The 26,890-nt window shown below is 43.3% G+C and carries 30 protein-coding genes; 18 read left to right on the top strand and 12 right to left on the bottom strand.

The annotated features are described in order from the left end of the window. Positions 1-10: 10 nt before the first annotated feature. The gene (gene rimM, locus NIES1031_RS10465; protein WP_073549333.1) at positions 11-601 is read right to left on the bottom strand and encodes a ribosome maturation factor RimM; all 591 of its coding nucleotides are present in this window, start codon (positions 599-601) and stop codon (positions 11-13) included. Between the two features lie 8 nt (positions 602-609). Beyond that, positions 610-1,893: a valine--pyruvate transaminase gene (locus NIES1031_RS10460; RefSeq protein WP_073549332.1), complete on the bottom strand. Its 1,284-nt coding sequence runs from the start codon at positions 1,891-1,893 to the stop codon at positions 610-612. A 337-nt stretch (positions 1,894-2,230) separates the two neighbouring features. On the opposite strand from NIES1031_RS10460, the gene glgP reads away from it, so the two are divergent. The 4 genes from glgP to NIES1031_RS10440 all read left to right on the top strand — a co-directional run bounded on the left by glgP (position 2,231) and on the right by NIES1031_RS10440 (position 7,019). Beyond that, positions 2,231-4,501 carry an alpha-glucan family phosphorylase gene (gene glgP, locus NIES1031_RS10455; RefSeq protein WP_236738793.1) on the top strand — a complete coding sequence of 757 codons (2,271 nt, stop codon included), beginning with the start codon at positions 2,231-2,233 and terminating at the stop codon, positions 4,499-4,501. 73 nt (positions 4,502-4,574) lie between these two features. Next, entirely contained in the window at positions 4,575-5,405 is an 831-nt protein-coding gene (locus NIES1031_RS10450) for a Tab2/Atab2 family RNA-binding protein (RefSeq protein WP_073549330.1), read from the top strand. 142 nt (positions 5,406-5,547) lie between these two features. Beyond that, the gene (locus NIES1031_RS10445) at positions 5,548-5,928 is read left to right on the top strand and encodes a hypothetical protein (RefSeq protein ID WP_073549329.1); all 381 of its coding nucleotides are present in this window, start codon (positions 5,548-5,550) and stop codon (positions 5,926-5,928) included. Positions 5,929-6,146: 218 nt separating this feature from the next. After that, complete coding sequence (locus tag NIES1031_RS10440) at positions 6,147-7,019, top strand: S-methyl-5'-thioadenosine phosphorylase (RefSeq protein ID WP_073549328.1); 873 nt, start codon at positions 6,147-6,149, stop codon at positions 7,017-7,019. A gap of 65 nt (positions 7,020-7,084) precedes the next feature. Here NIES1031_RS10440 and NIES1031_RS26555 read toward each other — a convergent pair whose 3' ends face one another. Beyond that, positions 7,085-7,255: a tyrosine-type recombinase/integrase gene (locus NIES1031_RS26555; protein ID WP_218596742.1), complete on the bottom strand. Its 171-nt coding sequence runs from the start codon at positions 7,253-7,255 to the stop codon at positions 7,085-7,087. A 108-nt stretch (positions 7,256-7,363) separates the two neighbouring features. Continuing rightward, on the bottom strand, positions 7,364-8,053 hold the full coding sequence (locus NIES1031_RS10435; RefSeq protein WP_218596741.1) for an integron integrase: 690 nt from the start codon (positions 8,051-8,053) through the stop codon (positions 7,364-7,366). A gap of 321 nt (positions 8,054-8,374) precedes the next feature. Between NIES1031_RS10435 and NIES1031_RS10430 the strand changes: the two genes are divergently transcribed. Together NIES1031_RS10430 and NIES1031_RS10425 are read left to right on the top strand one after the other, a co-directional pair. After that, the gene (locus NIES1031_RS10430; protein WP_073549327.1) at positions 8,375-9,196 is read left to right on the top strand and encodes a class I SAM-dependent methyltransferase; all 822 of its coding nucleotides are present in this window, start codon (positions 8,375-8,377) and stop codon (positions 9,194-9,196) included. Positions 9,197-9,209: 13 nt separating this feature from the next. Next, positions 9,210-9,599, top strand: coding sequence for a (2Fe-2S) ferredoxin domain-containing protein (locus tag NIES1031_RS10425; protein ID WP_143167746.1), 390 nt, complete (start codon positions 9,210-9,212; stop codon positions 9,597-9,599). 122 nt (positions 9,600-9,721) lie between these two features. On the opposite strand, the gene NIES1031_RS10420 is transcribed toward NIES1031_RS10425, so the two are convergent. The 5 genes from NIES1031_RS10420 to NIES1031_RS23265 all read right to left on the bottom strand — a co-directional run bounded on the left by NIES1031_RS10420 (position 9,722) and on the right by NIES1031_RS23265 (position 13,134). After that, positions 9,722-10,132, bottom strand: a complete 411-nt coding sequence (locus NIES1031_RS10420; protein WP_073549407.1) for a GFA family protein — start codon at positions 10,130-10,132, stop codon at positions 9,722-9,724. A gap of 29 nt (positions 10,133-10,161) precedes the next feature. Beyond that, positions 10,162-10,548 carry a type II toxin-antitoxin system death-on-curing family toxin gene (locus NIES1031_RS10415; protein ID WP_084544306.1) on the bottom strand — a complete coding sequence of 129 codons (387 nt, stop codon included), beginning with the start codon at positions 10,546-10,548 and terminating at the stop codon, positions 10,162-10,164. Continuing rightward, positions 10,545-10,742 (bottom strand): hypothetical protein, encoded by a 198-nt coding sequence (locus NIES1031_RS10410; protein WP_009555816.1) that lies wholly within the window; start codon positions 10,740-10,742, stop codon positions 10,545-10,547. The genes NIES1031_RS10415 and NIES1031_RS10410 overlap by 4 nt, the downstream gene beginning before the upstream one ends. A gap of 305 nt (positions 10,743-11,047) precedes the next feature. Then, a complete protein-coding gene (locus NIES1031_RS10405; RefSeq protein ID WP_218596739.1) occupies positions 11,048-11,203 on the bottom strand; it encodes a DUF1427 family protein in 156 nt (51 codons plus the stop codon). 44 nt (positions 11,204-11,247) lie between these two features. Beyond that, positions 11,248-13,134 (bottom strand): RNA polymerase sigma-70 factor, encoded by a 1,887-nt coding sequence (locus NIES1031_RS23265; protein WP_084544305.1) that lies wholly within the window; start codon positions 13,132-13,134, stop codon positions 11,248-11,250. Between the two features lie 50 nt (positions 13,135-13,184). On the opposite strand from NIES1031_RS23265, the gene NIES1031_RS23755 reads away from it, so the two are divergent. Next, entirely contained in the window at positions 13,185-13,328 is a 144-nt protein-coding gene (locus NIES1031_RS23755) for a hypothetical protein (protein WP_218596738.1), read from the top strand. A 734-nt stretch (positions 13,329-14,062) separates the two neighbouring features. Here NIES1031_RS23755 and NIES1031_RS24290 read toward each other — a convergent pair. Then, positions 14,063-14,227 carry a hypothetical protein gene (locus tag NIES1031_RS24290; RefSeq protein WP_178378103.1) on the bottom strand — a complete coding sequence of 55 codons (165 nt, stop codon included), beginning with the start codon at positions 14,225-14,227 and terminating at the stop codon, positions 14,063-14,065. Positions 14,228-14,323: 96 nt separating this feature from the next. On the opposite strand from NIES1031_RS24290, the gene NIES1031_RS10380 reads away from it, so the two are divergent. From NIES1031_RS10380 to NIES1031_RS10355, 6 genes are all read left to right on the top strand, one after another. Continuing rightward, a complete protein-coding gene (locus tag NIES1031_RS10380; RefSeq protein WP_073549325.1) occupies positions 14,324-14,554 on the top strand; it encodes an addiction module protein in 231 nt (76 codons plus the stop codon). After that, positions 14,551-14,841 (top strand): type II toxin-antitoxin system RelE/ParE family toxin, encoded by a 291-nt coding sequence (locus tag NIES1031_RS10375; protein WP_073549324.1) that lies wholly within the window; start codon positions 14,551-14,553, stop codon positions 14,839-14,841. The genes NIES1031_RS10380 and NIES1031_RS10375 overlap by 4 nt, the downstream gene beginning before the upstream one ends. Before the next feature lie 194 nt (positions 14,842-15,035). Then, positions 15,036-15,341 carry a hypothetical protein gene (locus NIES1031_RS10370; protein WP_236738792.1) on the top strand — a complete coding sequence of 102 codons (306 nt, stop codon included), beginning with the start codon at positions 15,036-15,038 and terminating at the stop codon, positions 15,339-15,341. Positions 15,342-15,463: 122 nt separating this feature from the next. Further along, the gene (locus NIES1031_RS10365) at positions 15,464-16,561 is read left to right on the top strand and encodes an aldo/keto reductase (protein WP_073549323.1); all 1,098 of its coding nucleotides are present in this window, start codon (positions 15,464-15,466) and stop codon (positions 16,559-16,561) included. Positions 16,562-16,581: 20 nt separating this feature from the next. Then, on the top strand, positions 16,582-17,664 hold the full coding sequence (locus tag NIES1031_RS10360) for a class I fructose-bisphosphate aldolase (RefSeq protein ID WP_073549322.1): 1,083 nt from the start codon (positions 16,582-16,584) through the stop codon (positions 17,662-17,664). Positions 17,665-17,766: 102 nt separating this feature from the next. Next, positions 17,767-19,353, top strand: a complete 1,587-nt coding sequence (locus NIES1031_RS10355; protein ID WP_073549321.1) for an FAD-dependent oxidoreductase — start codon at positions 17,767-17,769, stop codon at positions 19,351-19,353. Positions 19,354-19,361: 8 nt separating this feature from the next. Here the strand turns inward: NIES1031_RS10355 and NIES1031_RS10350 are convergent, their stop codons facing one another. Then, positions 19,362-20,741 carry a GDSL-type esterase/lipase family protein gene (locus NIES1031_RS10350; protein WP_073549320.1) on the bottom strand — a complete coding sequence of 460 codons (1,380 nt, stop codon included), beginning with the start codon at positions 20,739-20,741 and terminating at the stop codon, positions 19,362-19,364. A 219-nt stretch (positions 20,742-20,960) separates the two neighbouring features. Between NIES1031_RS10350 and NIES1031_RS10345 the strand changes: the two genes are divergently transcribed. From NIES1031_RS10345 to NIES1031_RS10325, 5 genes are all read left to right on the top strand, one after another. Then, positions 20,961-22,130, top strand: coding sequence for a pyridoxal phosphate-dependent aminotransferase (locus NIES1031_RS10345; RefSeq protein ID WP_073549319.1), 1,170 nt, complete (start codon positions 20,961-20,963; stop codon positions 22,128-22,130). A gap of 25 nt (positions 22,131-22,155) precedes the next feature. Further along, a complete protein-coding gene (locus NIES1031_RS10340; protein ID WP_073549318.1) occupies positions 22,156-23,148 on the top strand; it encodes a zinc-dependent alcohol dehydrogenase family protein in 993 nt (330 codons plus the stop codon). Then, on the top strand, positions 23,141-24,694 hold the full coding sequence (gene ggt / locus NIES1031_RS10335) for a gamma-glutamyltransferase (protein WP_073549317.1): 1,554 nt from the start codon (positions 23,141-23,143) through the stop codon (positions 24,692-24,694). Before NIES1031_RS10340 ends, ggt begins: the two co-directional genes overlap by 8 nt. A 277-nt stretch (positions 24,695-24,971) precedes the next feature. Further along, positions 24,972-25,226 (top strand): hypothetical protein, encoded by a 255-nt coding sequence (locus NIES1031_RS10330; RefSeq protein WP_073549316.1) that lies wholly within the window; start codon positions 24,972-24,974, stop codon positions 25,224-25,226. A gap of 75 nt (positions 25,227-25,301) precedes the next feature. Further along, positions 25,302-25,484, top strand: coding sequence for a DUF4278 domain-containing protein (locus NIES1031_RS10325; RefSeq protein WP_178378102.1), 183 nt, complete (start codon positions 25,302-25,304; stop codon positions 25,482-25,484). 186 nt (positions 25,485-25,670) lie between these two features. Here the strand turns inward: NIES1031_RS10325 and NIES1031_RS10320 are convergent, their stop codons facing one another. Beyond that, positions 25,671-26,717 (bottom strand): 3-deoxy-7-phosphoheptulonate synthase, encoded by a 1,047-nt coding sequence (locus NIES1031_RS10320; protein WP_073549314.1) that lies wholly within the window; start codon positions 26,715-26,717, stop codon positions 25,671-25,673. Positions 26,718-26,890: the final 173 nt, after the last annotated feature.

Here is a 26,890-nt window from a genome sequence, read left to right as displayed (position 1 = left end):
ACCGGATATATTAGATTTCCATCAACCCAGGTGGCGGATTAATTTCGACATAACGCGCTTGCAAATCCACTACAGGAACAATCTCTTTCACAAAAGGAATCAAAACCGTCCGCGAATTGTTATCTGCAATCGGATCTTGATATAACTTCACTTCTAATAAATCATTTCCCGCAGGAACTACATCAACAACAGCGCCAATCTTCGCTCCCGATTCCTGCATGATGACTTCCAAACCCACCAAGTCCAACACATGATATTCATCTTCGCCTAATATAGGACGATCGCTCACAGGAACCAACAACTTACACCCGCGCAAAGCCTCCGCCTGATCGCGGTTTTCCACTCCCAAAAATTCCACTACATACAAATTTTTACCAGCAAGATACCGCCCACTCAACAATTCAATTGGGCGTGGTTCCTCATCGGGAGAACACAACACCCATCGCGTTCCTGGCTGTTCAAACCTCTCAGGAAAATCAGTATCAGGATAAACCCGCACCTCGCCATTCAACCCTTGAGGTGCAACAATTCTCCCAATCTCTAACCACCCCGAACTTTCTTGTTCTAACTTCGCGTCCTTTGCGCCTTTGTGGTTCGCCATCAACTTGATTACGCACTCACAGCTGCACGTTGATAAACCTGTTCAGTCACCTTCGCCAAACGTTGCATCGCGGTTACAATTTCTGCATCACCTGCTGTTAGACTAATCCGCAAACACTGCTGCTTATGCAACCAACTTTCGCGCAAACCAGGAAAGAAAGTGCTACCAGGAACAACAATCACACCCACTTGCTTTAACTGTTGATATAACTCCCAATCAGTAATTGGCAAATCTTTCAACCACAACCAAGCAAAAATTGCTCCTTCACCGCGATGTAAAAACCAAGGTAAATCTTGCGGCATCGCTGCATTGAGTGTATTTTCTAGAACAGTAAACTTGTTTTGGTAAAAAGGTCGAATCACGCGTTCCGCAATTTCCGCCAACGCCCCAGAGTTAATCGCGCGCGCTGCGATCGCCTGTCCATACCGCGACGGGTGAATGCACATATTTGTTTGGAAAGATTCCAGCACCTGAATCAACTTCGCATCACCAATCGCTACCCCAATGCGTTCTCCTGGCAATCCGGCTTTCGATAAACTCATACAGTGCAGAATATTACTGCCAAACACCGGCGTCATTTCCGTAAAATTCAACGCCGGAAACGGTGGTGCATACGCCGAGTCAATAAATACTGGTACATCATACGGCGCAGCCAAAGCCGCAATTTTTCTGACTTCCTCATCTGTCATTACATTTCCGGTAGGATTACACGGACGCGAGAAAATCACACAACCCGTACTTTCGGTAATCGTCAATTGGCTAAAGTCAGGGCGATACTTGAACCGATGCGCAGCAGCATCAATATCGAGAGTTGGCTTGTAAGCAATTAATGCCTCTGGAACCAAGCTAACACCGCCGTAACCCGTGTAATCTGGGCTGAGAGGTAAAACGATTTGTTTTAAGTCCCCATCACTCGTGTATCCGCCAAAAGCATTCGCGGCATAAAAATACAGTGACTGACTTCCAGGAGTAATTAAGATATTGCGATCACTCAACTCTAAGTTGTAGCGTCGATTAAAATCGTTAGCGATCGCGGTAATTAATGGTCCATAACCTTGACTAGAACCGTAGCGACAAACGACCTCACCGTAATCTTCACTTGCTAAAAGTTCCGCCGTACAGTCTCGCCACAGTTGCTCTACTTCAGGCAAAATTAGCGGATTTCCCGCACTCAAATTAATAAATTCCCTACCTGAGCCAGCTTGTAGCGTTTCAATAATATCCTTCATAATCGCCCTGACGCCTGTCAGGTTGGACATTTGGTCGCCAATTTGAGTCAGGGCAGGGTTCATAAGTCGTCATTCATCAAGTAGTGGACAATTTGTAAGCAAGTGTTTTATTTAGTACTTTTACTTACCGAATTAACTAAAAATACACTTCTAACAGCGCTAAACGTTGATTCTACTGCGTATAGCCACTGCAAGCTGGTCATTTTTAAAATAGCTTAACTCTTAATTTATACATAAAATTTTACAAATGGAAAGGTTTTGCAGATAAAGCAAAGATATATTTGCATAAAAAGCGTGTAAAGTTGCCCACACCGCGCCCAATTGTAGAATATGCTAGCTAGCAGGAAACCAGTTGTTTTTCAGAAGCGTAGTCCCAGAACACTGATATCTCTGAGAAACAGTGAACGATGTGACATGGTTTCAACCGACGAGAATCAAGCATAACTCCAAGAACTTTATGACGAATAACGGTGCATTAACCCCTGCGCAACAGCTTAGTGAAAAGTTACCTCAAACGCTGCGAAGATTAGCAGACTTGGCATATAACTACTGGTGGAGTTGGACAACCGACCGAGTTTCTTTATTTCGTAACATCGATCCCGAAGAATGGGAAAACTGCGGACACAACCCCGTAGCGATTTTAGAGTCTGCTTCCTACGAACGCTTGACGCAACTTGCCGAAGATCCTTTTTACCTCAATCAACTACAATCTTTAGTTGCAGAATTTGACCAATACATGGCGCAGCAAGATACATGGGTTAGCCGCGTTGCACCACAAATATCAGCCGAACATCCGATCGCTTACTTTTGTGCTGAATTTGGCATTCACGAATCCTTACCGATTTACTCTGGTGGTTTGGGAATTCTTGCTGGCGATCACCTCAAGTCAGCTTCCGATTTAGGAGTCCCAATGGTCGGGATCGGCTTGCTGTATCGCCAAGGCTATTTCCGTCAACGCTTAAACCGTAGTGGTTGGCAAGAAGATTACTACGTTGACAATCCTTTCTCTCAAATGCCTTTAGAGTTAATTAAAAACGACCAAGGCGAACCTCTCACCATTGAACTGGAAATCCGCCAGCGCTGCGTTAAAGTCCAAATTTGGCGCACTCAGGTCGGGCGCGTCAGCCTTTATCTGCTAGATAGCGATCGCGAAGATAACGATCCTATCGACCGTTGGCTAACAGGACACCTCTATGGTGGCAATCAAGACACCCGAATTGCCCAAGAAGTCGTTTTAGGCATTGGCGGTGTTCGTGCCCTTACAGTGTTAGGAATCGCCCCTTCTGTGTATCACCTTAACGAAGGTCATGCGGCATTTTGTACACTTGAAGTCGCACGACAAGAAATGGAACGCACAGGTAAATCGTTCTACGATGTCGAAACTAGCGTCCGTAACCGTTGTGTCTTCACCACACACACTCCTGTTCCCGCAGGTCACGATGTCTTCTCTGGCGACCTTATGGACTCTTACTTTGCGCACTACTGGGCGCAAATGAAACTGTCTCGCGAGCAATTTATGGCTTTGGGTGCTAGACGACTCGGCGATCCTTGGGAACCTTTTGGTATGACAGTATTAGCACTGCGGATGTGTCGCGCCGCAAATGGTGTGAGTGAACTCCACGGTCATGTTTCGCGTAAGATGTGGACAATTTTATATCCAGATCGTTCCGAAGACAAAGTACCCATCGGTCATATTACAAACGGAGTTCATGCACCCACTTGGACTGCACCCCTCATGGCAGACTTGTACGCAAAGTATTTAGGTGAAGACTGGAAAACTCGCGTCATTCATCCAGAAACGTGGGCAAAAGTTGATGAAATCCCTGATGAGGAATTGTGGTGGCGACACCAAGTTCTCAAAGAAAGACTCATCGCCCACACGCGCTTTCGAGTCAGAAAAGCACGAGAACAACGCGGCGAAAGCTACGAAAACATTCAAGCAACCGAAACATTATTAGACCCCAATGTACTGACTATCGGATTTGCGCGACGCTTTAGTCCTTACAAGCGCGGCGATTTAATTTTGCGCGATGCGCAGCGAGCCATTAAGATTTTTGGTAACGCCGAACGTCCAGTGCAAATTGTCTTCGCTGGTAAAGCGCATCCTGCGGATGAAGAAGGTAAGCGGATTATTCAACGGATTATGGAATGGTGTCGCAACAACGCGATTCAAAACCGCGTGGCGTTAATTGAAGACTATGATATTTATACTGGTCAAAAACTCGTGCAAGGTGTTGATGTCTGGCTAAATAATCCGCGTCGTCCTTTAGAAGCATCCGGTACAAGTGGACAAAAAGTCTGCTTCAATGGTGGGATTAATTGTAGTGTTTTAGATGGCTGGTGGTGTGAAGGCTATCAAACAGGTTCTGATGGTAAAGGACTAAATGGCTGGGCAATTGGTGAAGATGCACACACTAGCGATCAGGAAGTACAAGATCGCATTGATTCGCAATCGCTATATCAGTTACTTGAAGAAGAAATTGTTCCGCTGTACTACGATCGCGATGTGCACGGTATTCCTCGCCGCTGGATTCAGATGATGAAAGCATCGATTAAAACGAATGCACCGTTGTTCAACACGGATCGCATGATCTCGGACTATGTATCGCAAGTATACGTACCAGAGATTGCTACTAGTGTGGCACCAATCCTTGCCAAGGTGAGCGCGTGAGCAACAATTAGCTGTTAGCGGTTAGCACTGTAGTTTGTACAATTTAAAATTGATGGCTCATTGCTAATCGCTAATGGCTGAGATTATCTGGCAAGCTGATTTTTATCGCCGTCCGTTGCGGGATGCATCTGGACAAACTTTGTGGGAGTTACTCGTTTGTGACTTAACTCGCACAATTGAATTTGTCGCGCTGTGTCCCCAATCGCAAGTTAACGCGCATTGGCTTGTGGAACAATTGCAGCTTGTTGCAGATAGAATGCCAGATAAAATCCAGGTTTTTCGTCCGCAGTCATTGAGTCTCATCACCGCTGCTGGAGAACAACTCGGAATCAATGTAGAAGCAACTCGTCGAACAGATGCTTTAAAGCAATGGTTGCAGGAGCGATCGCCGCTTTACCGCAGCATGGATAATTACACAGGAGAAGCCTACGAACTCTTAACAATCGAAAAACCACCTCCGATACCACTACCCGAGCAACTATGGGGCGAACAGTGGCGTTTTGCTGCACTTAGCGCTAAGGATGTAGAAGAAGCGTTTCAAGAACGTCCTATCCCACTTTTGGATATGCCGCCAGCATTGATGCCCTTACAGTTAGGATTAGCGTCTAATATTGCAATACCAGGTGTCATTATCTATGGTGGACGGCAATCGATGCGGTTAGCTCGTTGGTTACAACAGGCAAATCCTGTATCACTAAACTATATCGCTGGCGCTCCTGATGGCTTAGTGTTAGAAGCAGGTTTAGTAGACCGCTGGATTGTGGCAACTTTTGAGGATCAAGAAGTTTCTGCGTCTGCGCAAAATTATGAACAGCGCAAACAGCAAAGTAAAGGATTGCATTTTTTACTCGTGCAGCCTGATAATTCTGATATTACGTTTAGTGGTTTTTGGCTACTACGCTAAGATTGAACTTGGTATAGATCTCTCAGTTATTAATACTTAATACTCTAAATTAAAGGGCTTAAGACTGAAGATAGATGCAGTAAAATAAGCTAAGTTTTAGCATAAAAAGCTAAATAAACATAAGTTTTTTGAGGTCAAATTCATGGAAAATGAAGCACGCTCTAAAGAAAAAGTTACAAGAAACGAAGAGTTAGAAACCTCTACAGCAGATCGTGGTATTATTCCAGCCGAAGTAGCAGCGCGCATGGATCGCGAAGGTAGTGACTATCGTACCACTGCTGACGAACAAGCTGATCCTGAGAGCATTGATGTAACTGGGGGCGCAACTGTAGACCAAGAAGGTTTAGCAAATAACTACGCGATTGAACCTGAGATGTATTACGATACTCCAGGGGATGCGAGTCAAGAAGCTGCACAAGATCAAGCTCATCGCGCACAAGAACTTGCTGAAGCGAATCAAGATAAGCAAGGTGAGTTAACAATGGAAGAAGATAATCGTGGTAGAGGTCCAGGAGCAGTTTAAGCAAAAGTTATAAGAACTAGTTAGTAGAACCGCTCACAAGATTTCAAGGCAAAAATATTGAGCGGTTTTTTGTTATGAAAACTAGAGCAATTAACGCTCATAGCTAAGTAAAAATTGTAAGTAACTTAAATATATTTTATTTTGTATTTTTTTGTGCGTTTTTATTGCTTATTTCTCGATAAAATATCTTAAAAGCTACAGTAATACATTAATGAAAAATGGCTCAAGCTCAAATAGGAATCATTGGTGGTAGCGGTTTATATAAGATGAATGCGCTTAAAGATATTGAAGAAGTACAATTATCTACACCGTTTGGTTCGCCTTCAGATGCAGTAATATTAGGAACCTTAGACGAAACAAGAGTTGCTTTCTTAGCACGTCACGGTCGCAATCATACTTTGTTGCCATCGGAACTACCTTTTCGTGCCAATATTTATGCAATGAAGCAGTTGGGAGTCGAGTATTTGATTTCCGCTTCTGCCGTTGGTTCGTTAAAAGAGGAAGTAAAGCCACTTGATATGGTAGTACCGGATCAATTTATTGACCGGACAAAAAATCGAATTTCAACATTTTTTGGTGAAGGGGTTGTGGCGCATATTGCGTTTGGCGACCCAGTTTGTCATCAACTAGCTGGAATTTTGGCAGAGGCGATCGCTAGCCTCAACTTACCTGATGTCACACTACATCGTGGCGGAACCTACATATGTATGGAAGGTCCCGCATTTTCTACTAAAGCAGAATCGCATCTCTACCGGAGTTGGGACGCAACTGTCATTGGAATGACAAATTTACCCGAAGCCAAATTGGCACGTGAAGCAGAAATCGCCTACGCAACACTAGCACTTGTGACAGATTACGACTGCTGGCATCCCAATCATGACAGCGTTACAGTAGAAATGGTGATTGCTAACTTGCAACGCAATGCAACAAATGCTCAAAAAGTCATTCAAGAAACCGTACGCCGCTTAAGTCAGAATCCACCGCCATCAGAAGCCCACTCAGCACTAAAATACGCAATTTTGACTCGATTGGATCAAGCACCTGCGGCGACAAAAGAGAAATTGCACTTGTTATTGCAGAAGTATTTGTAAAACGTGAAGCGCAAGATTTTTACTGAGTGAGAAACTTCAGTTGTTCATAAACGCTAACCGACTCTTTACAAATCAAGTGGGCTACGAACAGCCTTACCACCACGGTTGAGCACATGGGTATAAATCATCGTTGTTTTGACATCCTTATGTCCAAGTAATTCCTGTACCGTGCGGATATCGTAGCCGTTTTGGAGTAAGTGGGTAGCAAAACTATGTCGAAATGTATGACAACCCACCTTTTTTGAATACCTGCTTGACGAACTGCTTTTTTGAGGGCTTTTTGTAGACTACTCTCATGTAAATGATGGCGGTGAACTTCTCCACTACGCGGGTCTCTAGAGATGCTACCAGAAGGAAAAACAAACTGCATTCATCCAATCGTACTTCGCTCTGGGATATTTTCTTTCTAATGCAAAAGGTAAATAAACCGAACTATAGCCTTTTTGTAAATCTTGTTGATGTAAAATTTTTACGCTTTGTAAATGAATTTTTAATTCTTCAGCTATACTTTCTGGTAACATTGTGACTCGGCTTTCATTACCTTTTGTATCGCGTGCTGTAATTTGATTTTGAGCAAAATCAATATCTTTAACTCTTAGGTTCAATCCTTCATTTAATCGTAGCCCTGTACCGTAAAGTAATTTAATTAAAAGTTGATGTACACCCGATAAGTGTTGGATAGTTGCGAAAACTTCATCTTTTGTCAGAACTGTTGGTAAATATTTAGATTTCTTTGCACGTACTGCATCAACCTTTATATCTAAATCCTGTTTTAATACTTCTCGATATAAAAATAAAACAGAATGAAGTGCTTGATTTTGTGTTGATGCCGCCACATTTTCATGAACCGCCAGATGCGTTAAAAATGCTTCAATTTCAGCACTTCCCATATCCTTCGGATGGCGTTTATTATAAAAAAGGATGTTGTAGCGTCTAATCCAGTAAATATAAGTTTTTTCTGTTTGGTAAGAATAGTGCTTAAGACGGATCGCGTCTTGTACTTGTTCAAGCAGCTTTTTCGGACATTGTTCCATAGGATGTTATACAGAAAATTCCGTTTAAGACTCCTGATCAGGATGTTATCTGGAAAAATTCTGCATAACCCCAAGGGATATACGGAAAAATTCCATATAATCCTCTCGGGAAGGGTATTTATCCGGAAGAATTCGGTATAACTCCCGAACAGGGATGTAAAAAAGAAATTTTCCATATATTTACATAGGAGTTAGCTGTAATGCTTGACATATCTCGAGCAAGAAAAAGATTATATGGAAAGTTTCCGTATAATAAATAGTTAGCCTGCAATCTTGGTTTCTGAGTTAGTCTAAGAATGCAACTCGCAGCGAGGTCAGAAATTGAGTTTTGATTTCTCCACTGCTTCAGATTCGATCGCGAATCCGCTGAGCTATTTTTCTGATCGAGGCGATGACTATGAAAAGTATCGCCCGATTTATCCTGCTTCTGCGATTGATACAATTTTGTCGGGTTTGGAATCTCCGACTCAGATTACTGCTGTCGATGTTGGTGCAGGCACGGGGATTGGCGCAAGATTGTTGGCAGATCGAGGCGTTCGGGTTGTAGCGATTGAACCCAACGAAGACATGAGGAGGGCAGCGACCCCACACGAAGGAGTAGATTTTCTGGCTGGAACTGCCGAGCAGACTCCTCTCAAGAATGCATCAGTCGATTTAGTTACCTCGTTTCAAGCATTCCATTGGTTTGATTTTGACAAAAGTCTCAAAGAATTTCGCCGTATCCTCAAAGCCAGTGGACGTTTAGCATTAATATGGAGTTTTTGGGATCAAGACGACCTTGTTTCCAAAGACTACACTCGCTTGGTTTTTGAAGCATCCAAAGATCGAGAGCATCAATCCCAATCTGGAGTACAACTGAACAAATGGTTTAAGAGCATACGTTATCAACTGTTTTGGCAAGGGTTATGGCTACCTTACTTTACAAACTTACGGCGACATGAGTTTGTGTCTAGTCAAGACCTTGATTTCACAGGGCTAGTAGGTTTAGCCCGAAGTCAAGGATTTACGCCATCCGAAGGAAAAGGTTTAGAAAAACTCATGTCAGACTTAGCCGTGTTCCAGCAACGCTTCTGCGATCGCCAGAGTTCTGTAAGGTTGATTTATCGCACACGCCTGTATACTGCAATTTCCAACCATCCTTAAAGTACTACTCGTTATGGATACAAAACCTTTGCAAAAGAAGGCTAAATCACGAGGTATTGCTGTTAATGGGCAAGGTGGTTATGAACGACATATTTTGTTGTGTACTGGGTTGCGCCAAAGTGGAGATACTTGTTGCCCTGCTGAAGAAGGTGCTAAAACTTGGAAATATCTGGGTAAACGACTAAAGCAACTTACTCAAGATGGACACAACATTTATCGCACAGAAGTGGAATGTTTGATGTTTTGTCGAGGTGGCCCGCTTGCAGTTGTCTACCCTGAAGGGACTTGGTATTGTCACGTTACAGCGGAGGTCTGTGAACGCATTATCCAAGAACATTTGTTGGAAGGCAAACCTGTTGAAGAATTTATGTTTGCGCGTAACCCATTTTTGAAAGATTTGTAAGCATACTCCCATACAGGCTAACAACCGCACTGCACCGGAACGCACCAATATAGTCGGTTGAGTTGCAAAGGTGATCTGCGTCCGGTGAGCGCGACCGTTGAGCGCCATGTTAGGCATTGGCTTCATTCAGTAGGTGGAAATTCGGAGAATCTGGGCATATCGTCGGCAAATTGTATCCAAGGCAACCGTCTAGAATCCCAGTAATGAAGTGTCGGAGTAACCATTTCCGGGTGGTCAAGGCTGCCGATGGTGATGTCGATTAAGCCAGGGATAAATTCAGCAGTAAAGCTAATCTGTGTGCCGCAGACTGGACAGAAACCGCGCTTTGCTTCTGCGGAAGACGCAAATAATTTGGGTGATTCTTTGACAAAAACAACTTGCGATTCTTGATACATTGCCCAAGCGACGGTAGGAGCTCCGTTTGCTCGGCGGCACATAGAGCAATGACAAATTGCTGCCATGACAGGCTCACCAGAAACTCGGTATCGGATAGCCCCGCAAAGGCAGCCACCCTCAAGTTTTTCATCAGTCATAAGCTTCTCCTCTTTGCTCCAACGACTTGTTAGCTGGCGGTTGTGTTCCGTTGCAACCATTCTACAAGTGCCTTGCGCTCTAGCTCACCTGCTGCAATCGCCAACACCAAACGCTCTTGCTCATCCACAGAGGAGCTAATTTCCAAGCCATTCAGAACAAGAAAAGTTTCCGTTGCAGCATGACCTGTACGTTTATTTCCATCTACAAATGGATGATTCATGATGATCGAAAACCCTAATGCTGCTGCTTTCTCCAGCAAGCTTGGGTACAGATCTTCTCCACCAAACGTCATGCGAGGTTGGGCGATCGCTGACTCTAACAAACCTATATCTCGGATACCTGACGCTCCACCGGATTGCTCAAGAATTCTGCGATGCAATTCTAATATCTCTACTAACGTCAAATAGCGGATCATGCCAAACGTCTATACAGTTCAGCATTCTTCAGGAGCACATAATCGGCTGTGTTAACAAAATCACCTTTTTGCAGATTTAGCCAATCTTCTAGGCTCGCCTTCAACAGCACTTCAATCGCAATGTCATGTGCTTTTGCTAAATCCTGTAGCTTTTGGAATTGGCTGTCTGAAAGATCAATTGTGATAGAAGCCACCGCAATCGCTCTCCTAGTGTTTCTGCATCAAGTTTAATACACACTCCATACCGATAACCTCCCTGTACCTCCCAGCCCGAAAACGAAGCCAGCTAACGGCGAGCGTCACCGGCGGCAGATTATATTGAAACGAAGCTAGGGGTTTTCAGTCCGTCCGTTGCACGCAAGGGTTAGCTGGCGATTGCTAGAGTAACAGACAGAGCTGATAAGTAGGAAATTGTTGGGTTGACAAAGGGAATTCAACCTACAAATGAATTAGGGTTTCGAGAGTTTTTTTCAGCCAACCAGGGTTTCTGTTCTATCCCTTATGAGCTTGTAAATAACCGAACTAACAAGCTGTAGCAATAGCCGCCAATCAATATCCCCGTCGCACCAATTAAACCAATTAATGGGGGAACCGGGGCAGGCAACTTCAACCAACCAAATACTATTCCGATAACCCAACCACCTAGTAGTGCCATGCTTATATCTCTGAAAACACTCATATTAGAATTCTCAAAAGTTATCAACTTTTAGCTGGAAAATCGCTCAGCTTGTCTGGATTGCGAATCGCATACAGATGGTGAATTTGTTCTGCATAAACGTCAATAGTCAATGCCGTCGCCAATTGCCCATTTTCATAGATGAGAATTCCTGGCACACCATTGAATCGTAGCATTAGGGTTTGAACTGCAATGTTCCGCTGGTGGTAGCGATCAAATATCGATATGAAGAATCTGGCTACCTGATTTGCTCCCTGAAGAATATCAAATAGAGCCTCTACCTTACCGCCACCATCGGAATATAGTTCTACGTTGTTGGACAGTACAGCCATAAGTTGTTCCAGATCTCCCTGTCTCGCTGCACTGATAAAGGCATAGAGTAGCTTATGGTGCTCTTCGGGGGTAGTGTGAAAGCGGGGACGCTGTTCCTGAACTCGCCTACGAGCACGAGTGGCTAACTGGCGGCAGCTAGCGTTGCTTTTCCCTAATATGCTTGCAATTTCACCAAAACTGAGATCGAACACATCATGCAGTAGAAACGCTGCCCGCTCTGGAGGTGATAATCGTTCTAACGCTAGTAGTAGGGCTACTGATACAGTGTCATCTAACTCTACCTGAGCACTCGGATCTTGGCTAAGCTTATCAAGGTATGGCTCTGGTAGCCACGTGCCAACATATAGTTCTCTTCGCGTGCGAGCAGATTGAAGTTGGTTCAATGCAGTACGGCTGCATACCGTAATCAGCCATGCCCGTGGAGAATGCAAACTGCTAAAATCAACCTCGCGCCATTTGAGGTAGGTTTCTTGCACGACATCTCGAGCATCGGAGAGATCACCCAGCATGCGATAGGCAATGCCTTCAAGGGTTTGGCGGTTTTGCTCAAAAATGAGAGTTCTTTCGTCTGTCATCTTTGACATGAGTACCGCAAAGCGCCAGCCTTGAGAAGTTAGACGGAAAATATGAGTGTATTTTTGGTAGGTAGAGAATACGCCATTAGACCTACTATCATGTTTATGCATGATGACTTTTTGACGACCCATTTCAAAGGCTAAATTTCCGCTTCGTTCAATGTGAAAAGGAAATTTTTGAAAATGAGCAAACTTCATGGTGCTAAAAAGTGCCTTCTCTGCGTTCAGGAAAGCAGCGCATCCTGAAACAACCTCATGGGAGGGAATTAGTAGGTGGATGTCGTCTGTACAAAGCCCGACATAGGCATCTGCATCCCCTTTAGTGATAGCATCTGCCTGACCAGCACGCAGGTATTCAATTTGCTGCTTGTCCTTTTCAGTGAACTCGCCTTGCCAAACTAGAACATCTGTCCGATCAAACAACCAATCCACCTGTTGCTTGCCATAAGATAATGCCTTCTCTTTGGACTCCTGCCCCAGAGCAGTGCCTTCCAGTGCAATGACATCTACTGAGTTGATTCCTATAAATGAAAGAATTGCTCTGAAATATGCTGTCTGAAAATCGTCCTCGTATTCTAGTGAACTTTTGCCACCTCGGGCAGTAATCACTGTTGCGCCCTTGCCGTTGAGCAGTCCCCGATAAGTTCCCTGCCGGACCCCAAAGGTGAATCCTGAGCGTACAACGTGATCGAAATAGGCTTTGAGGGTTGATGGGAGAGTAAAGTTGTAGAGAGGGCTACCGATCAGCAGATGATCTGCCTTCTTAAGCTCATCGATTAAAGTATCGGAAAGCGTACTTCCATTTGACGTCCCGCTTGAATGCTGAAATGCTTCTATCGTTTCATTACAAATATGTGGGACAGGATTACTACTAAGGCAGCGTTGAATAACACTACTGCCTGGATTAGCGCTTAGCCACTTGCTTTGAAAATAGTCTGTGAGAATTCGGGTGTTTGAGCCATCGACTCGAACGCTTGCATCAATGCGGAGGAGTGTCTTCATGGTTAGCCTCTTGTACTTGCTACCAATAAGACAATTTAGATTTGGAGAATGTGACAAGTTTAGATAGAGATATTGCGGCTGCTCAGGTAGTGATGCAGCGAGGACTCACAGCCGTAGGACATACGGTGAAGCTGCTGCTTGGCGAGGGGTTAAGCGTTAGCTCCCTAATGACCCAAGAATCCGCGTCAATTTAGTGCGCGGAGTGTCAAAAAAACACAAAGACTTGGCTTTTTCACCAAGAGGACTCAGGCGAATGGTTGATCAAAAGACAGATGTGGAACCTCAAGTAATAATTGTCAAAGTGAGAGTTCTGCTGTCAAGATACTAATAAATTGTGCCTAACAAAGCTGTATCTAACAAAGCCCATGCATGCTGACCGTCGAGAATTAATTGGTTATTATGCAAAGACTATCCACGTCCGGTGAGCAGGAACGTGAGACTGTCTCTGAAGTTGAAGATTAGTTTCCAAACACATAACAATATGCGTAGTGGATGAAGCAGCAGTAGTAATAGCCAACCCAAAGTAAGGTGAGCGAAGAAGTGTCAAACGACAATAATGGTGATGAGAAAAAGAGTAGTCTCCTGAGTAAGATTATTCCAACAGTTGTCATAACAATTCTTGTTGGTGGAACTTCTCCATGGTGGTATAGTGAATTCATAAAAAACCTCTAACATCAACCCCCAGTCTCTCGCCATCTCCGCCGTCACCGAGTCCTTCACCAACACCGACTCCATCCACCTCAAATTCAAATCTAAACATTAGTAGCAGATGGTTTGATCGCACATTAGGTTACATCTATGAGGTAATCCAAGATGGGAATGAGTTGCAATTTAAAACATGGGGTGCAGTACTGGCTGATCCCTTTGAGTCGTCAGGCAGTGGCACAATCACTGGAAGAACTTTTGAGTCCAGGTATGCTATTCAGTATCAGTCGGGTAGACAGTCAAGGGGACAGTGTTCAGGAACTATATCTGCTGATGGAATGCGCATGACATTAATATGTACTGACTCAGCTTCGGATACGTTTGTATCTGCTGCTGTGCAACAATGAAAGCTGGTACTGGCTGTGCTTAACTCGTAGCTACCTAACATAGCCCTGAGGTGGGGCGACTGCTTCCTGAATTTCTTCTCATGTCAGATTTTGATACAATTATTTAGGATAGCAGCTTTCTGAGAGGAATTGGGATTATGCGGTCAATTGAGCAACTGACTGAGGAAATATTGTCCCTACCTAGTGAGTCAAGAGCAATCCTGGCAGACAAGTTGGTGGAAAGCTTGGAGTTCGATACCGACTCAGCAATTCAGGCAGTTTGGGTAACTGAGTCCAAGCGCCGAAGAGATGAGGTGCGAAATGGTTCTGTTCAGCCAATTTCAGGTGAAGACGCTTTAGCACAAGTCAGACGGCTGATTGAGCCGTGAGGTACGTATTTCATCCTGAAGCGCTGAATGAATACGCTGAAGCAGTTCGATACTACACAGAGCAGAGAGTTGAGATAGCTCAAGCATTTATAAACGTGATCGAGGATACAGTTTACCGGATTAGGGTGTCTCCAACTCGTTACGCTAAGATTGATGAAGATGTTCGGCGGTGTATGGTGCGTAAGTTTCCTTATGGTGTTCTCTATACAATTGAGCAGGACTACATTCTGATTTTGGCGGTCATGCATTATAGTCGTGAGCCTGGATACTGGAAAAGCCGCAAGTAATTGAAGTTGCCAGCCGCCTAACACTGCGCTGCAACGGACAGCATCGAAATTCTAGTGAAGATGCAAAGGCTACTAGCTGCTGCTGAAGGGGAAACGTTATGCCGCCTCAGTTTTCGGTGGGGACGCATTTCAAGGCTATTGGTGAGATATCTACAGCTAGAGCCTAAGCAATAGTTTTAGTTACCAAAAAATCCATGTCAATTGTTCCAGTAAAAATTGACATGGATTTACAAGGTCTGAAGTGGACCAAAAACGTGAGGCGTGGTGATGGTGCGTGGGCGTATTCACAATTTAAAGTTTCTGATCTGTTTAAACTGGCATGGAAAGATGATGAAGCTAATGCCAATAGACCTGAAAAGGGCAATTTGATTTTGCTCAGACAGCAAGGATATGTCACTCATCTAGTGAGAGTTCTGGACTACAAAGCTGAACGCGAAGTTTGGAAGGGTGATTGCGACATTTACCGAATCGTTGAGGTACTTTGGGCTTTTTTCGCTTAAATCATTACTCTTTCCGCAACGCCTCACCGTTAGCCCTTAAGTAAGCTCTTCACTCTCTACTACCTGAAGGTAGGTTTTTTTACAATCAAGGAGTGCTAATAGGAAAAGGGAGGTGATAGCTGATGGTGGAAGAATCAGGAACACCACAAAAGTACTCGCTTGATTGGCAACGACGGCAATTTCTGCAACGTGCAGGAATCATTGGTGCTGGAGGCGCGATCGCCTATCTCATCTGGCAAAAACACAACACCTCAGCAGCAACACAAAGTCAAGCAGTAAATGCAAGTGAGGATTTTGGTACAATCCCGCGACGGATGTTAGGTAAAACAGGAGTAGAAGTTTCTGCTTTATCGCTTGGAGGCGCACACCTCGGTAACATCAAAGATGACCAAGTTGCGGTGCGGATTGTTCAAGAAGCAATTGACGCAGGTGTGAATTTTTTGGATAACGCTTGGGAGTATGGTAAGGGGCGCTGCGAAGAATTAATGGGTCAAGCGCTGCAAGGCGGAAGACGTGACAAAGCGTTTTTAATGACAAAAGTTTGTACGCATGGGCGTGATGCCCGCGTAGCAATGCAGCAGTTAGAGCAATCTTTACAACGGTTAAAAACCGATTACATCGATCTGTGGCAAATTCATGAAGTGATTTACGACAACGACCCTGAACTACATTTTGCCCAAGGTGGTGTGATTGAAGCCCTAGAACAAGCCAAACAACAGGGAAAGGTTCGATTCATTGGCTTTACAGGTCATAAAGATCCGGCAATTCATCTCAAGATGCTGGCGTACAAATACCCATTTGATACTTGTCAGCTACCCTTAAATTGTTTTGACGCTAGCTTTCGCAGCTTTGAGCAACAAGTTCTACCAGAACTCAACCGCCAGCAAATTGCGGCAATTGGGATGAAAAGTTTGGGTGGTAATGGCGACGCATTGAAAAAAGGAATCGTTACAGTAGAAGAAGCACTCCGTTACGCTATGAGTCTCCCTGTAGCGAGTACGGTTAGCGGTATTGATTCTTTGGCGGTGCTGTACCAGAACCTACGTATTGCTGGAAACTTTCAGCCGATGAGTACACAAGAAATGCAAGCTGTACGCAATCGATATGCTAGCTACGCCGCAGATGGACGCTTTGAACTGTACAAAACATCAAAAAAATACGACGGGAGACCAGGTAGAGAACAGCACGGCTTTCCGCTATCACAACAGTTGAAACTTTAGGAGAAATTTGAGGAGTTTGTATGACAGCAACACTTTCTGCACCAGAAACAATTGAATCTTGGTTGGGTGAAGAAGCCGAAGATTTGCTAACCCATAAAGCCAAAGTGTCAAAAGATTTACTGCACTTACCAGGACCCGATTTTGTTGATCGCATTTTTACGATTAGCGATCGCTCACCGCAAGTATTACGCAGTCTCCAACAACTTTACTCTTATGGTCGTTTAGCAAATACGGGCTATCTTTCTATATTGCCAGTAGACCAGGGAATCGAACACTCTGCAGGGGCTTCGTTTGCGCCCAATCCAATTTATTTTGATCCAGAAAATATCGTCAAATTAGCGATTGAAGCAGGTTGTAACGCGGTTGCAACAACTTTAGGAGTTTTAGGCAGTGTGTCGCGTAAATATGCTCACAAAATCCCTTTTATTGCCAAACTCAACCACAATGAACTGCTGACATATCCAAACCAATTTGACCAAGTGATGTTTGCATCTGTTGAACAAGCTTGGAATTTGGGTGCGGTTGCGGTTGGTGCGACAATTTATTTTGGTTCGGAACAATCAACGCGGCAAATTCAAGAAGTTAGTCAAGCTTTTGCCCGCGCCCATGAACTTGGTATGGCAACAGTTTTATGGTGTTATCTGCGCAACAAGGCCTTTAAGCAAGATAAAGATTATCACGTCTCCGCAGATCTCACAGGTCAAGCAAATCACTTGGGCGTAACGATTGAAGCTGATATTGTTAAACAGAAGTTGCCAGAAAATAACCATGGCTATGCCGCAGTTGCCCAAGCAACAGGAAAAAGCTACGGCAAAACCAATGATCGCATCTACACTGATTTAGTCACAGATCATCCGATTGACTTGACCCGTTATCAAGTCTTGAATTCTTATTGCGGACGTGCGGGGTTGATTAATTCGGGTGGTGCTTCTGGTAAAAATGATTTTGCTGAGGCAATTCGCACAGCAGTTATTAACAAACGTGCTGGTGGTTCCGGCTTAATTTCTGGTCGTAAGACATTCCAACGTCCTTTTGAAGATGGAATAAAACTGTTTCACGCGATTCAGGATGTTTATCTATCGTCGGAAGTGACGATCGCATAAGCTCATCTTTTTAATTGGTAATTGGGAATGCGGTAATTGCTTTTTTATTACCTATTCCCGATTACCCGTTACCCATTACCATTTCCCTACTTAAATTAATTTATGAGTACACATAGTGCTGTTGTTGCAAAAGTTAAGGATTTACAAAATGGCGAGATGAAGCAAGTTGCGGTGGGAGACACTGATGTATTGTTAGCGCGAATGAATGATGAATTTCACGCAATTGGTGCTTACTGTACGCATTATAAAGCCCCACTTGCGGAAGGAGTTTTGAGTGGCGATCGCGTGATTTGTCCTTGGCATAATGCTTGTTTTAACTTGGTGACAGGAGATCTACAAGAACCGCCAGGATTAGATGCGCAACCTTGTTATGCGGTACGAATTGACGGGGAAGATGTCGTTGTGAGTGTTCCTGATTCTGCACTACAGCAACGAACACCTGCAATGGTTGAGTATCAACCAGATGTAGACCAACGTACGTTTATTGTATTAGGCGCAGGTGCGGCGGGAAGTGCAGCGGTAGAAGCATTGCGACAAATAGGTTTTGCAGGGCGTATTGTTATGCTGACGGATGAGGACAAGTTACCGTATGACCGCACTTGGTTGAGCAAAGACTATTTTAATGGCAAAGTTTCTCGCGATGAAATGCCGTTGCGATCGCAGAAGTTCTACGATGAGCATGGTATTGAAGTGTTGTTGAATAAGCGCGTTGAACGCATTGATGCCACAACTAGAACTATCGCCTTTGCAGATAGTGAGACAATGACTTATGACTCATTGTTGTTGGCTACAGGTGGTAAACCACGTCAGTTGGATGTTGAAGGGGTAGATTTAGAAAATATCTTTACCTTACGTAGTTTTGCTGATACAGAAAAGATCCTCTCATCCGCAAAAAATGCATCGCGTGCAGTTGTGATTGGTTCAAGTTTTATTGGGATGGAAGCGGCTGCGGGGTTAACACAACAGGGTTTACAAGTTACTGTTGTTTCGCCAAGTTCAGTACCGTTTGAGAAAATCCTGGGTAAAGAAATTGGACAGTTGTTTCAGCAGGTACATGAAGAAGAAGGTGTGAAATTTCTGCTAGGCACAAAAGCTAAGAAATTTGAGGGTAACGGTAAAGTAGAAGCTGTTATTTTAGAAAATGGCGATCGCCTAGCAACAGATTTAGTCGTTGTCGGTATTGGCGTACAGCCAGCAACCGAATTTCTTGAAGGCGTGGAGTTACACGAAAAAGATCGCAGTGTCATTGTTGATGAATACCTTTGTGCGGCTGATGATTTGTATGCAGCGGGAGATATTGCACGTTATCCTGACTGGCGTACAGGTGAATCAACACGCGTAGAACACTGGCGATTAGCAGCCCAACACGGTCGCATTGCAGCTTACAACATGGCAGGAAAGTCTATAAAATTTGCAGGTATCCCAGTTTTTTGGACAATGCAATTTCAGTTTCCTTTGCGTTATGTCGGACACGCGACTGAGTGGGATGAAATTATTTTTGATGGTAGCTTGCAGGAACGAGAATTTATTGCTTTTTATGTCAAAAACAATCAAGTACTAGCTGCAGCAGGAAGTCAACGCGATACCGAAATGGCAGCAATTTCTGAGTTAATGCGTTTAAATCAGATGCCTTCTGCAATTGAATTGCGTAGCAGTAATATCGATTTAGTAGCACGAATAAAGAACTAATTTTGCATCTAGATAACAACAATGTTATTACGTGTAAGATTTGGTTCGCCGATCAGTTTGGCAATTTGAATCGCGTCAGCGTTGCCAGTTCCATCAACGTCAAAGAATAAATTACCGTTACTGCGGTTGTAAATGAAGCGATCGCTTGAATTTTGTGTAGCTGCTACGCGAAACTCTCTGCTTGTCAGAGTACCTCTCGAAAGCCCACCACCAAAGCCTGCTTGAGAAACTATGATTGTATCGAAGTTGGGATTAAAGTCTCTAATAATATCAACTCCCTCAGCGGGGTAATTAAACACAAAGCGATCGTAACCAGAACCGCCAATTAACGTATCATTACCAAACCCGCCAATGAGTGTATCATTACCAGCGTTCCCTTGCAGAACATTAGCAGCACCATTGCCGATTAACTTATCAGCAAATCGCGAGCCTGTAACATTTTCTATCCCCGTCAGAGTATCGCGGTCAACTAGTGCATCATACCAAGCGTTTCCCAGTTTATCGTAGCCTTGATGATGAGGATGAATACCATCAGAAGTTAAGTCACTCAGCTTAAGACTACCTCCTGCGTTGACAAAGCTAACATTCTTGCCTTGCGCAACTTTGCGATCAACTAAGCCAGGAAGAAGAGCATTAAAATCTTGAGCAAGGTTAGCAGCAGTTTCACCACGAACGCTAGCATTAATCGGAGCAATGGATGAAACAAGGATCTGAGTCTTTGCTGATTGCTGCACAATGCGGTCAATTAAGTAGCTTAAGTCGTTGTACATTTCTCTCAAACCACTACGACCTAAAGCATCATTTGTGCCGATCATTAGTAATACAATATCAGGTTGGTATGTTTTGAGAATTCCTCTATCGACTAAATTGGTGATTTCATCAATTGTCCAACCTCCGTGTCCTTCGTGGTTTTTGTCATCAAGGCTTGGAGGTCCATTAAACTGTGAACCTACAAAGTCGATTTTCAAACCATCCGCCGATACATTGTTCCACAGTCGAATTCGGTAAGTTCCAGGAGTAGGGTTAACGCGGTGTTCTCCCTCGGTGATAGAGTCACCTAAAGGCATAATTTTGGGCTGACTTGAGGGCGCAAAGATTGGCGTGACAACAATTCCTTGTTTAAGATTTGCAATGATTCCCTGAGTCGCCTGGTTATAACTTGCTGTATCTATCCCACTACCACCAACAAGTCGGTCATCACCACTACCACCATAGAGCGTATCATTGCCACTACCCCCAAATAAAGTATCTTGACCACTACCCCCTCGCAGCAGATCGTTACCCGCATAACCGTAGATTTTGTCATTACCAGCAAGACCGTAGATTCTATCTGCTAGTGGAGTGCCAGTCAGGGTATCGTTCTTAGAAGTTCCTTGAATAAAAGCCATGAAATTTATTTAAAGTCGTCTGCAAGATGCAGTCAAAATATCACAACCCAAAAACACGGTTAAATGTCCTAAGAGTATGGTTTTAGTTGCTACTATGACAAGCAATCAAAATTTACGTTCCAATCGATCTCAAGAATAAGTAAGCAATGAAAAATACAAATCAGGAGTAAGACTCTAAGATATCCTAGATAAATTAGAGTTTTGCCGAAGATAGTGAGCATGAAGTTGGCAGCACGAGTAGGTGAGGTAACTCCGTCTTTAACACTGGCGATCGCCGCCAAAGCCAAAGCAATGAAGCTAGACGGAATCGATGTTTGTAGTTTTAGCGCAGGAGAACCGGATTTTGATACTCCCGCGCACATCAAAGCCGCTGCTCAAAAAGCCTTAGATGAAGGTAAAACAAAGTATGGTCCCGCTGCTGGAGAACCGAAATTACGCCAAGCGATCGCGCGCAAGCTGCAAAACGAGAATCACCTCGACTACAACGCCGAAAATGTCATTGTGACCAATGGCGGTAAACACAGTTTATTTAACTTGATGCTGGCATTGATCGAGCCAGGCGATGAGGTCATTATTCCTGCGCCCTACTGGCTTAGTTATCCTGAAATGGTCAAGCTAGCTGGGGGAAAGCCCGTCATTGTCCAGACGGATGCGGCTACAGAATACAAAATTACACCAGCGCAATTACGTTCAGCGATTACTGCTAATACTAAGCTCTTTGTTTTCAATTCACCGTGTAACCCTACGGGTGTTGTTTATACACCAACCGAAATTCAAGCGCTTGCAGAAGTCATAGTCGAACAGGATATTTTAGTTGTTTCAGACGAAATTTACGAAAAGATTATCTACGACGATGCCAAGCATATTAGTATTGGCTCACTAGGCAAGGAAATTTTTGCACGGACAATTGTCAGTAGTGGCTTTGCCAAAGCATACTCGATGACAGGTTGGCGACTTGGTTATTTAGCGGGTGCGGTTGAGTTAATTAAAGCAGTAAGTACAATTCAAGGTCATAGTACTTCTAATGTTTGTACGTTTGCGCAGTATGGTGCGATCGCGGCGTTTGAAGATTCACAAGATTGTGTCGAACAAATGCGTTTAGCTTTTGCCGAACGACGACAAGTGATGTTAGAGCGCATTCGTGCTATACCTGGAATTAGTTGTGCGCCGCCAAATGGTGCATTCTATTTATTCGTTAATATCAGTAAAACTGGCTTAAGTTCGTTAGAATTCTGCGACAGCCTCCTAGAAACTCAACAAGTTGCAGCAGTTCCTGGCATCGCTTTCGGTGCAGACGACCATATTCGTCTTTCGTATGCTACTGATATGGCATCAATAGAAAAAGGTATGGATAGATTACATAAGTTTGTCCAAAGCCAATTGTCCTAAATTTCCCCTCTCAAACACAACGACCATGCGGGCAATGATTCTAGACACGCCAGGAAAACCCCTGCGTGTTGCTAATTTACCAATTCCCACACCAAATCCGCAGCAAGTTTTAATTCGCATTCGCGCCTGCGGTATTTGTCGCACAGATCTACACATTGTTGATGGAGAACTGACACAACCGAAACTACCATTAGTTCCTGGACATCAAATTGTGGGAATTATTGCAGAAGTTGGGGAACAAGTGGAGCAATTTAAAGTAGGAGATCGCGTCGGTGTTCCTTGGTTAGGGCACACGTGTCATCATTGCCGCTATTGTCTCAGTGGGAAAGAAAATCTTTGTGATTATGCGCAGTTTACTGGCTATCAAATCGATGGTGGTTATGCTGAATACACCGTTGCTGATGCTAGGTTTTGTTTTCCGATTCCTGCGGATTACCCAGATTTACAAGCAGCGCCTTTATTGTGTGCAGGATTGATTGGTTATCGTGCTTACCGCATGACAGGTAATGCCCAAAAGTTGGGTTTTTACGGCTTTGGTGCTGCTGCACATATTCTAATTCAACTCGCACGCTATCAAGGGCGAGAAGTTTACGCTTTTACCCGCGAGGGAGATAGCAAAGGACAAGAATTTGCGCGTCAGCTTGGTGCTGTCTGGGCTAGTAGTTCAGAAGAATTACCACCGGAACCTTTAGATGCTGCAATTATTTTTGCGCCAATTGGTGCTTTAGTCCCTGCTGCACTTCGTGCCGTTGCGAAGGGGGGTGTTGTTGTTTGTGCAGGAATTCATATGAGTGATATTCCATCATTTCCTTATCATATTTTGTGGGAAGAACGAGTTGTGCGATCAGTCGCAAATCTTACGCGTCGCGATGGCGAAGAGTTCTTAACTCTAGCACCGCAAGTTCCAATTCACACTGAAGTCAATCTTTTTCCCTTAGTTAAGGCAAACGATGCACTTGATGCCCTGCGCAGTGGCAAAATTAATGGCGCAGCTGTCTTAGTTGTCGCCCATGACTAAAATAACGCACGGCACGATCGCCGCAGGACATCATAAAACTGCCGAAGCTGGAATTGAAATGTTTCGCTTGGGAGGTAATGCGTTTGATGCTGCAACTGCAGCTATATTGGCATCTTTTGTTACTGAATCGGCGCTAACTTCTGCCGGTGGTAGTGGCTTTTTACTAGCGCATACGAACCAGAACGAAAATATTTTATTTGATTTTTTCTCGCAAACACCGCGACATAAAAGACATATTGGCAAACTCGACTTTTATCCGATTAAAATTGTCTATGGAGATGCCGCCCAAGAGTTTCATATTGGGCTTGGTGCAATGGCTGTACCTGGTAATATTGCTGGAATTTTTCACATTCAAGAAAGATTAGGGAGACTGCCTTTTAAAGCGATCGCTGAACCAGCAATTCACTATGCAAAAACAGGTGTAGAAATTGGGAATTTTCAACACTACTGCTTAAATATCCTCAAACAAATTATGGTTTCCTCTCCCACTGGGAAACAAATATATGCACCAAATGGAGAAATACTTCAGCTTGGCGAAAAAATATTCATGCACGATTTTGCAGAAACTTTATCGGCTCTAACAGTAACAGGATGCCAAGAATTTTATCAAGGGGAATTGGCACGTCAGTTAGTGAGTGACTGTCAAGAATATGGTGGATATTTAACATTAGAAGATCTCAAAAATTATCAAGTTATTGAAAGAAAACCTTTAAAAATTAACTATCGAGATAATACTTTTTTAACAAATCCTCCTCCGAGTTCGGGCGGAATCTTAATGGCATTTGCTTTAGAACTTTTATCTAATATTGATTTAGAAACTGTTGGTTTTGGCACGTCGCGTCATCTGCAAATTTTAGCGGAAGTCATGCGACTTACAAACGAAGCAAGAAAGGATGGATACAATACAAATATTTATCAAAAAGATGTTACTGAAAAGTTTTTGTCAGAAGAGCACATTGCGCAATACGAACAGCAATTAACTGAGAGCGCACACAAGTGGGGAAGCACAACTCATATTAGTGTTGTTGATGCCGAAGGTAATGCAGCTAGCGTAACAACGACACACGGTGAAGGTTCTTCTTATATGATTCCTGGCACAGGCATTATGATGAATAATATCCTAGGGGAAGAAGATTTAAATCCACAAGGATTCCATCAATGGCAAGAGAATGTCAGAATTTCTTCGATGATGGCACCAACAATAGTGCTCAAAGATAATCAACCTGAAATTGTTCTTGGTTCAGGAGGGGCAAATCGGATTAGAACAGCAATTTTACAGGTTATTTCTAATATTATTGATTTCAAAATGCCTGTTCAGCAAGCAGTAAGTGCCCCGCGTGTTCACTGGGAAAATAATGTTTTTAATGTAGAACCAGGATTTAGCGATTCAGTCATTAAAGCAATCGAAAATGATGACGATCAGTTGATTTTGTGGAATAGAAAAAATATGTTTTTTGGTGGTGTACACACCGTTATGGAAACATCTGAAGGTGTGATTTCAGGTGCAGGCGATGAACGCAGAAATGGCGCGATCGCTCAAATCTAATTATCAGTTACCTTTGGACTGCGGATTTTCTGCCAATTCTCTAAAATTCGGTTACACATTTCTATCGCAAAATTTAGTTTTTACTAGCTTCTTTAAGTACGAATTAGTATTACCGGAAATCAAGATGATTACTTGTTCTTGACGTACATATATAGCATTAAATTGCAAATATTGAGCTTCTTTCACACATCTTATCCGAAATTGAGGCAAGTCGGGTTGTAGTCAGTGAAGGATGGTTCTAAATCGCATGACTACCCGTGTTATAGGAGACATATAAATGCCTCATCATTTATTTGATGCTTCTAATTTATTGAGGCACTCAGATAGTACCAATCAGCGACAGTTTCTAGAAAAATGCTTTGCCCAGTCAGTTGAAGAAACATCAAGCAATCAGCCACTTTTATTGATTGTGTTAGTGAGTTTAGCGATCATCAGCACTACTGCACACAGACACGCACCGCACATATCTCGTTCTTTACAAGCCGCAGGTACGCACACTGCGCAAGAACTGCTGTGGCTAAATTCTCGATAACAAACTTACGACAACGACAAACTGCAAATGGTTTACCAACTCACTGCTTTAACGACTCAATCAAAGGTGAAAACTATGACTTTATCCTACCGTGGTTTGAAGTACGAAACTTCTGCTGTCCCTGTAAATAGCAATATTGGTATAACTGCCAAATATCGAGGTCTTATATATCGAAAGCATCCCCGTACTACCCTAGAAAGACAAGTGTGCCAACTAAGATATCGTGGTTTAACTTACAATAGCGTGCGTTTCAAGTGAAAACAAACTAGTCATAGGAGGATGCTTGCTAAAAAAAGTCACTACAGGCGATCGCATAATCGCTAGTACATTTAAGAACACTCCTCCTTTCTCTATGTAGAAATCATCTGAATTGGACAATTATCAATTACCCATTACCTCTTACCTAGTATCAATCCTAATTAACTTAAAATCGTTACTATCGTTCTACTTGAGTTTTTCGTAAGCATCGCTAATAATTCTTTCAGTTTCTTCCCAGCTAATACACTTATCTGTTACTGAAACACCATATTTCAAATCTGCTAAATTGCTCGGGATCGATTGTCCGCCTTCATACAAATTCGATTCCAGCATCATGCCAACAATCGCAGTGTTACCCTCAACAATTTGCTGAACGACGTTGTTAAACACTGTAGCCTGTAACTTATAATCTTTATTTGAGTTTCCATGGCTGCAATCAATCACGATTTTTGCTGGTAAATTTGCTGCTTTTAGTTTTTCTTCAGCGGCTCTAATACTCTCTGGGTCGTAATTCGGCTTACCACCGCCACCTCTAAGAATAATATGCCCGTGAGTGTTTCCTTTGGTTTTAAATACACTAACTTGCCCGTTGTGGTTAATACCTAGAAAATGGTGCGGAACCTCAGCCGACTTTAAGGCATTTAAGGCAACTTCGATACCACCATCAGTGCCATTTTTGAAACCAACAGGCATTGATAAACCACTTGCCATTTCTCGATGCGTTTGTGATTCAGTTGTACGAGCGCCGATCGCAGACCAAGCAATTAATTCACTAATATACTGCGGTACAATGGGGTCTAAAGCTTCAGTCGCGGCGGGTAATCCTAGTTCAGCTAAATGAATTAGTAATTTTCGTGCTGTTAACAAGCCCTTTTCGATGTGAAACGAATCATTCATGTCTGGATCGTTGATTAAACCTTTCCAGCCAACGTTTGTTCGGGGCTTTTCAAAGTAAACTCGCATGATGAGTAGGAGTTTATCTTTGACTTGATCGGCAAGTTTTTTGAGCTTTTCAGCATACTCTTTAGCCGCTTTGACATCATGGATCGAGCAAGGTCCAACCACAATGAATTTACGGCTGTCGTAACCTTCTAGAATCGCCTCTATTTCTTTCCTAGCGCGCAAAACCGTCTTTTCTGCCGAATGTGTGAGAGGGAGTTTTGCTTTTACTTCCTTCGGAGTCATTAAGATATGTGAATCTTCAATATGCGTGTTGAATAGTTTGTTGTGCATAAGATAGAATTTTTTATTTACTCAAAAATGTACTCAATATTAAGTTCTGAATTTACGTAAAAACATTACTTATCTTAATCTAAAAACCTATATGTTAGCAGGAAAATTTTGGTAGTATTTGTAGGATTGAAGACGCGATCGCATTTGTCAAATCTAACCTTTTCATTGCTCGA

It is taken from the genome of Chroogloeocystis siderophila 5.2 s.c.1, assembly GCF_001904655.1.
GTDB lineage: Bacteria > Cyanobacteriota > Cyanobacteriia > Cyanobacteriales > Chroococcidiopsidaceae > Chroogloeocystis > Chroogloeocystis siderophila.
The sequence above is the reverse complement of the archived record's forward strand: the minus strand, read 5'-3'. Positions and strand labels throughout refer to the sequence as shown.

Coding starts and splice junctions, on each gene's coding strand:
- rimM (WP_073549333.1), bottom strand. CDS start 601: ATGGCGAACCACAAAGGCGCAAAGGACGCGAAGTTAGAACAAGAAAGT.
- NIES1031_RS10340 (WP_073549318.1), top strand. CDS start 22,156: ATGCGGGCAATGATTCTAGACACGCCAGGAAAACCCCTGCGTGTTGCT.
- NIES1031_RS10345 (WP_073549319.1), top strand. CDS start 20,961: ATGAAGTTGGCAGCACGAGTAGGTGAGGTAACTCCGTCTTTAACACTG.
- NIES1031_RS23265 (WP_084544305.1), bottom strand. CDS start 13,134: ATGAAGACACTCCTCCGCATTGATGCAAGCGTTCGAGTCGATGGCTCA.
- NIES1031_RS10420 (WP_073549407.1), bottom strand. CDS start 10,132: ATGACTGATGAAAAACTTGAGGGTGGCTGCCTTTGCGGGGCTATCCGA.
- NIES1031_RS10320 (WP_073549314.1), bottom strand. CDS start 26,717: ATGCACAACAAACTATTCAACACGCATATTGAAGATTCACATATCTTA.
- NIES1031_RS24290 (WP_178378103.1), bottom strand. CDS start 14,227: ATGTTAGGTAGCTACGAGTTAAGCACAGCCAGTACCAGCTTTCATTGT.
- NIES1031_RS10460 (WP_073549332.1), bottom strand. CDS start 1,893: ATGAACCCTGCCCTGACTCAAATTGGCGACCAAATGTCCAACCTGACA.
- NIES1031_RS10415 (WP_084544306.1), bottom strand. CDS start 10,548: ATGATCCGCTATTTGACGTTAGTAGAGATATTAGAATTGCATCGCAGA.
- NIES1031_RS10350 (WP_073549320.1), bottom strand. CDS start 20,741: ATGGCTTTTATTCAAGGAACTTCTAAGAACGATACCCTGACTGGCACT.
- NIES1031_RS10450 (WP_073549330.1), top strand. CDS start 4,575: ATGGCTGAGATTATCTGGCAAGCTGATTTTTATCGCCGTCCGTTGCGG.
- NIES1031_RS10330 (WP_073549316.1), top strand. CDS start 24,972: ATGCCTCATCATTTATTTGATGCTTCTAATTTATTGAGGCACTCAGAT.
- NIES1031_RS10365 (WP_073549323.1), top strand. CDS start 15,464: ATGGTGGAAGAATCAGGAACACCACAAAAGTACTCGCTTGATTGGCAA.
- NIES1031_RS10325 (WP_178378102.1), top strand. CDS start 25,302: ATGACTTTATCCTACCGTGGTTTGAAGTACGAAACTTCTGCTGTCCCT.
- NIES1031_RS10405 (WP_218596739.1), bottom strand. CDS start 11,203: ATGGCACTACTAGGTGGTTGGGTTATCGGAATAGTATTTGGTTGGTTG.
- NIES1031_RS10440 (WP_073549328.1), top strand. CDS start 6,147: ATGGCTCAAGCTCAAATAGGAATCATTGGTGGTAGCGGTTTATATAAG.
- NIES1031_RS10370 (WP_236738792.1), top strand. CDS start 15,036: ATGTCAATTGTTCCAGTAAAAATTGACATGGATTTACAAGGTCTGAAG.
- NIES1031_RS10425 (WP_143167746.1), top strand. CDS start 9,210: ATGGATACAAAACCTTTGCAAAAGAAGGCTAAATCACGAGGTATTGCT.
- ggt (WP_073549317.1), top strand. CDS start 23,141: ATGACTAAAATAACGCACGGCACGATCGCCGCAGGACATCATAAAACT.
- NIES1031_RS10445 (WP_073549329.1), top strand. CDS start 5,548: ATGGAAAATGAAGCACGCTCTAAAGAAAAAGTTACAAGAAACGAAGAG.
- NIES1031_RS10435 (WP_218596741.1), bottom strand. CDS start 8,053: ATGGAACAATGTCCGAAAAAGCTGCTTGAACAAGTACAAGACGCGATC.
- NIES1031_RS10355 (WP_073549321.1), top strand. CDS start 17,767: ATGAGTACACATAGTGCTGTTGTTGCAAAAGTTAAGGATTTACAAAAT.
- NIES1031_RS10380 (WP_073549325.1), top strand. CDS start 14,324: ATGCGGTCAATTGAGCAACTGACTGAGGAAATATTGTCCCTACCTAGT.
- NIES1031_RS10360 (WP_073549322.1), top strand. CDS start 16,582: ATGACAGCAACACTTTCTGCACCAGAAACAATTGAATCTTGGTTGGGT.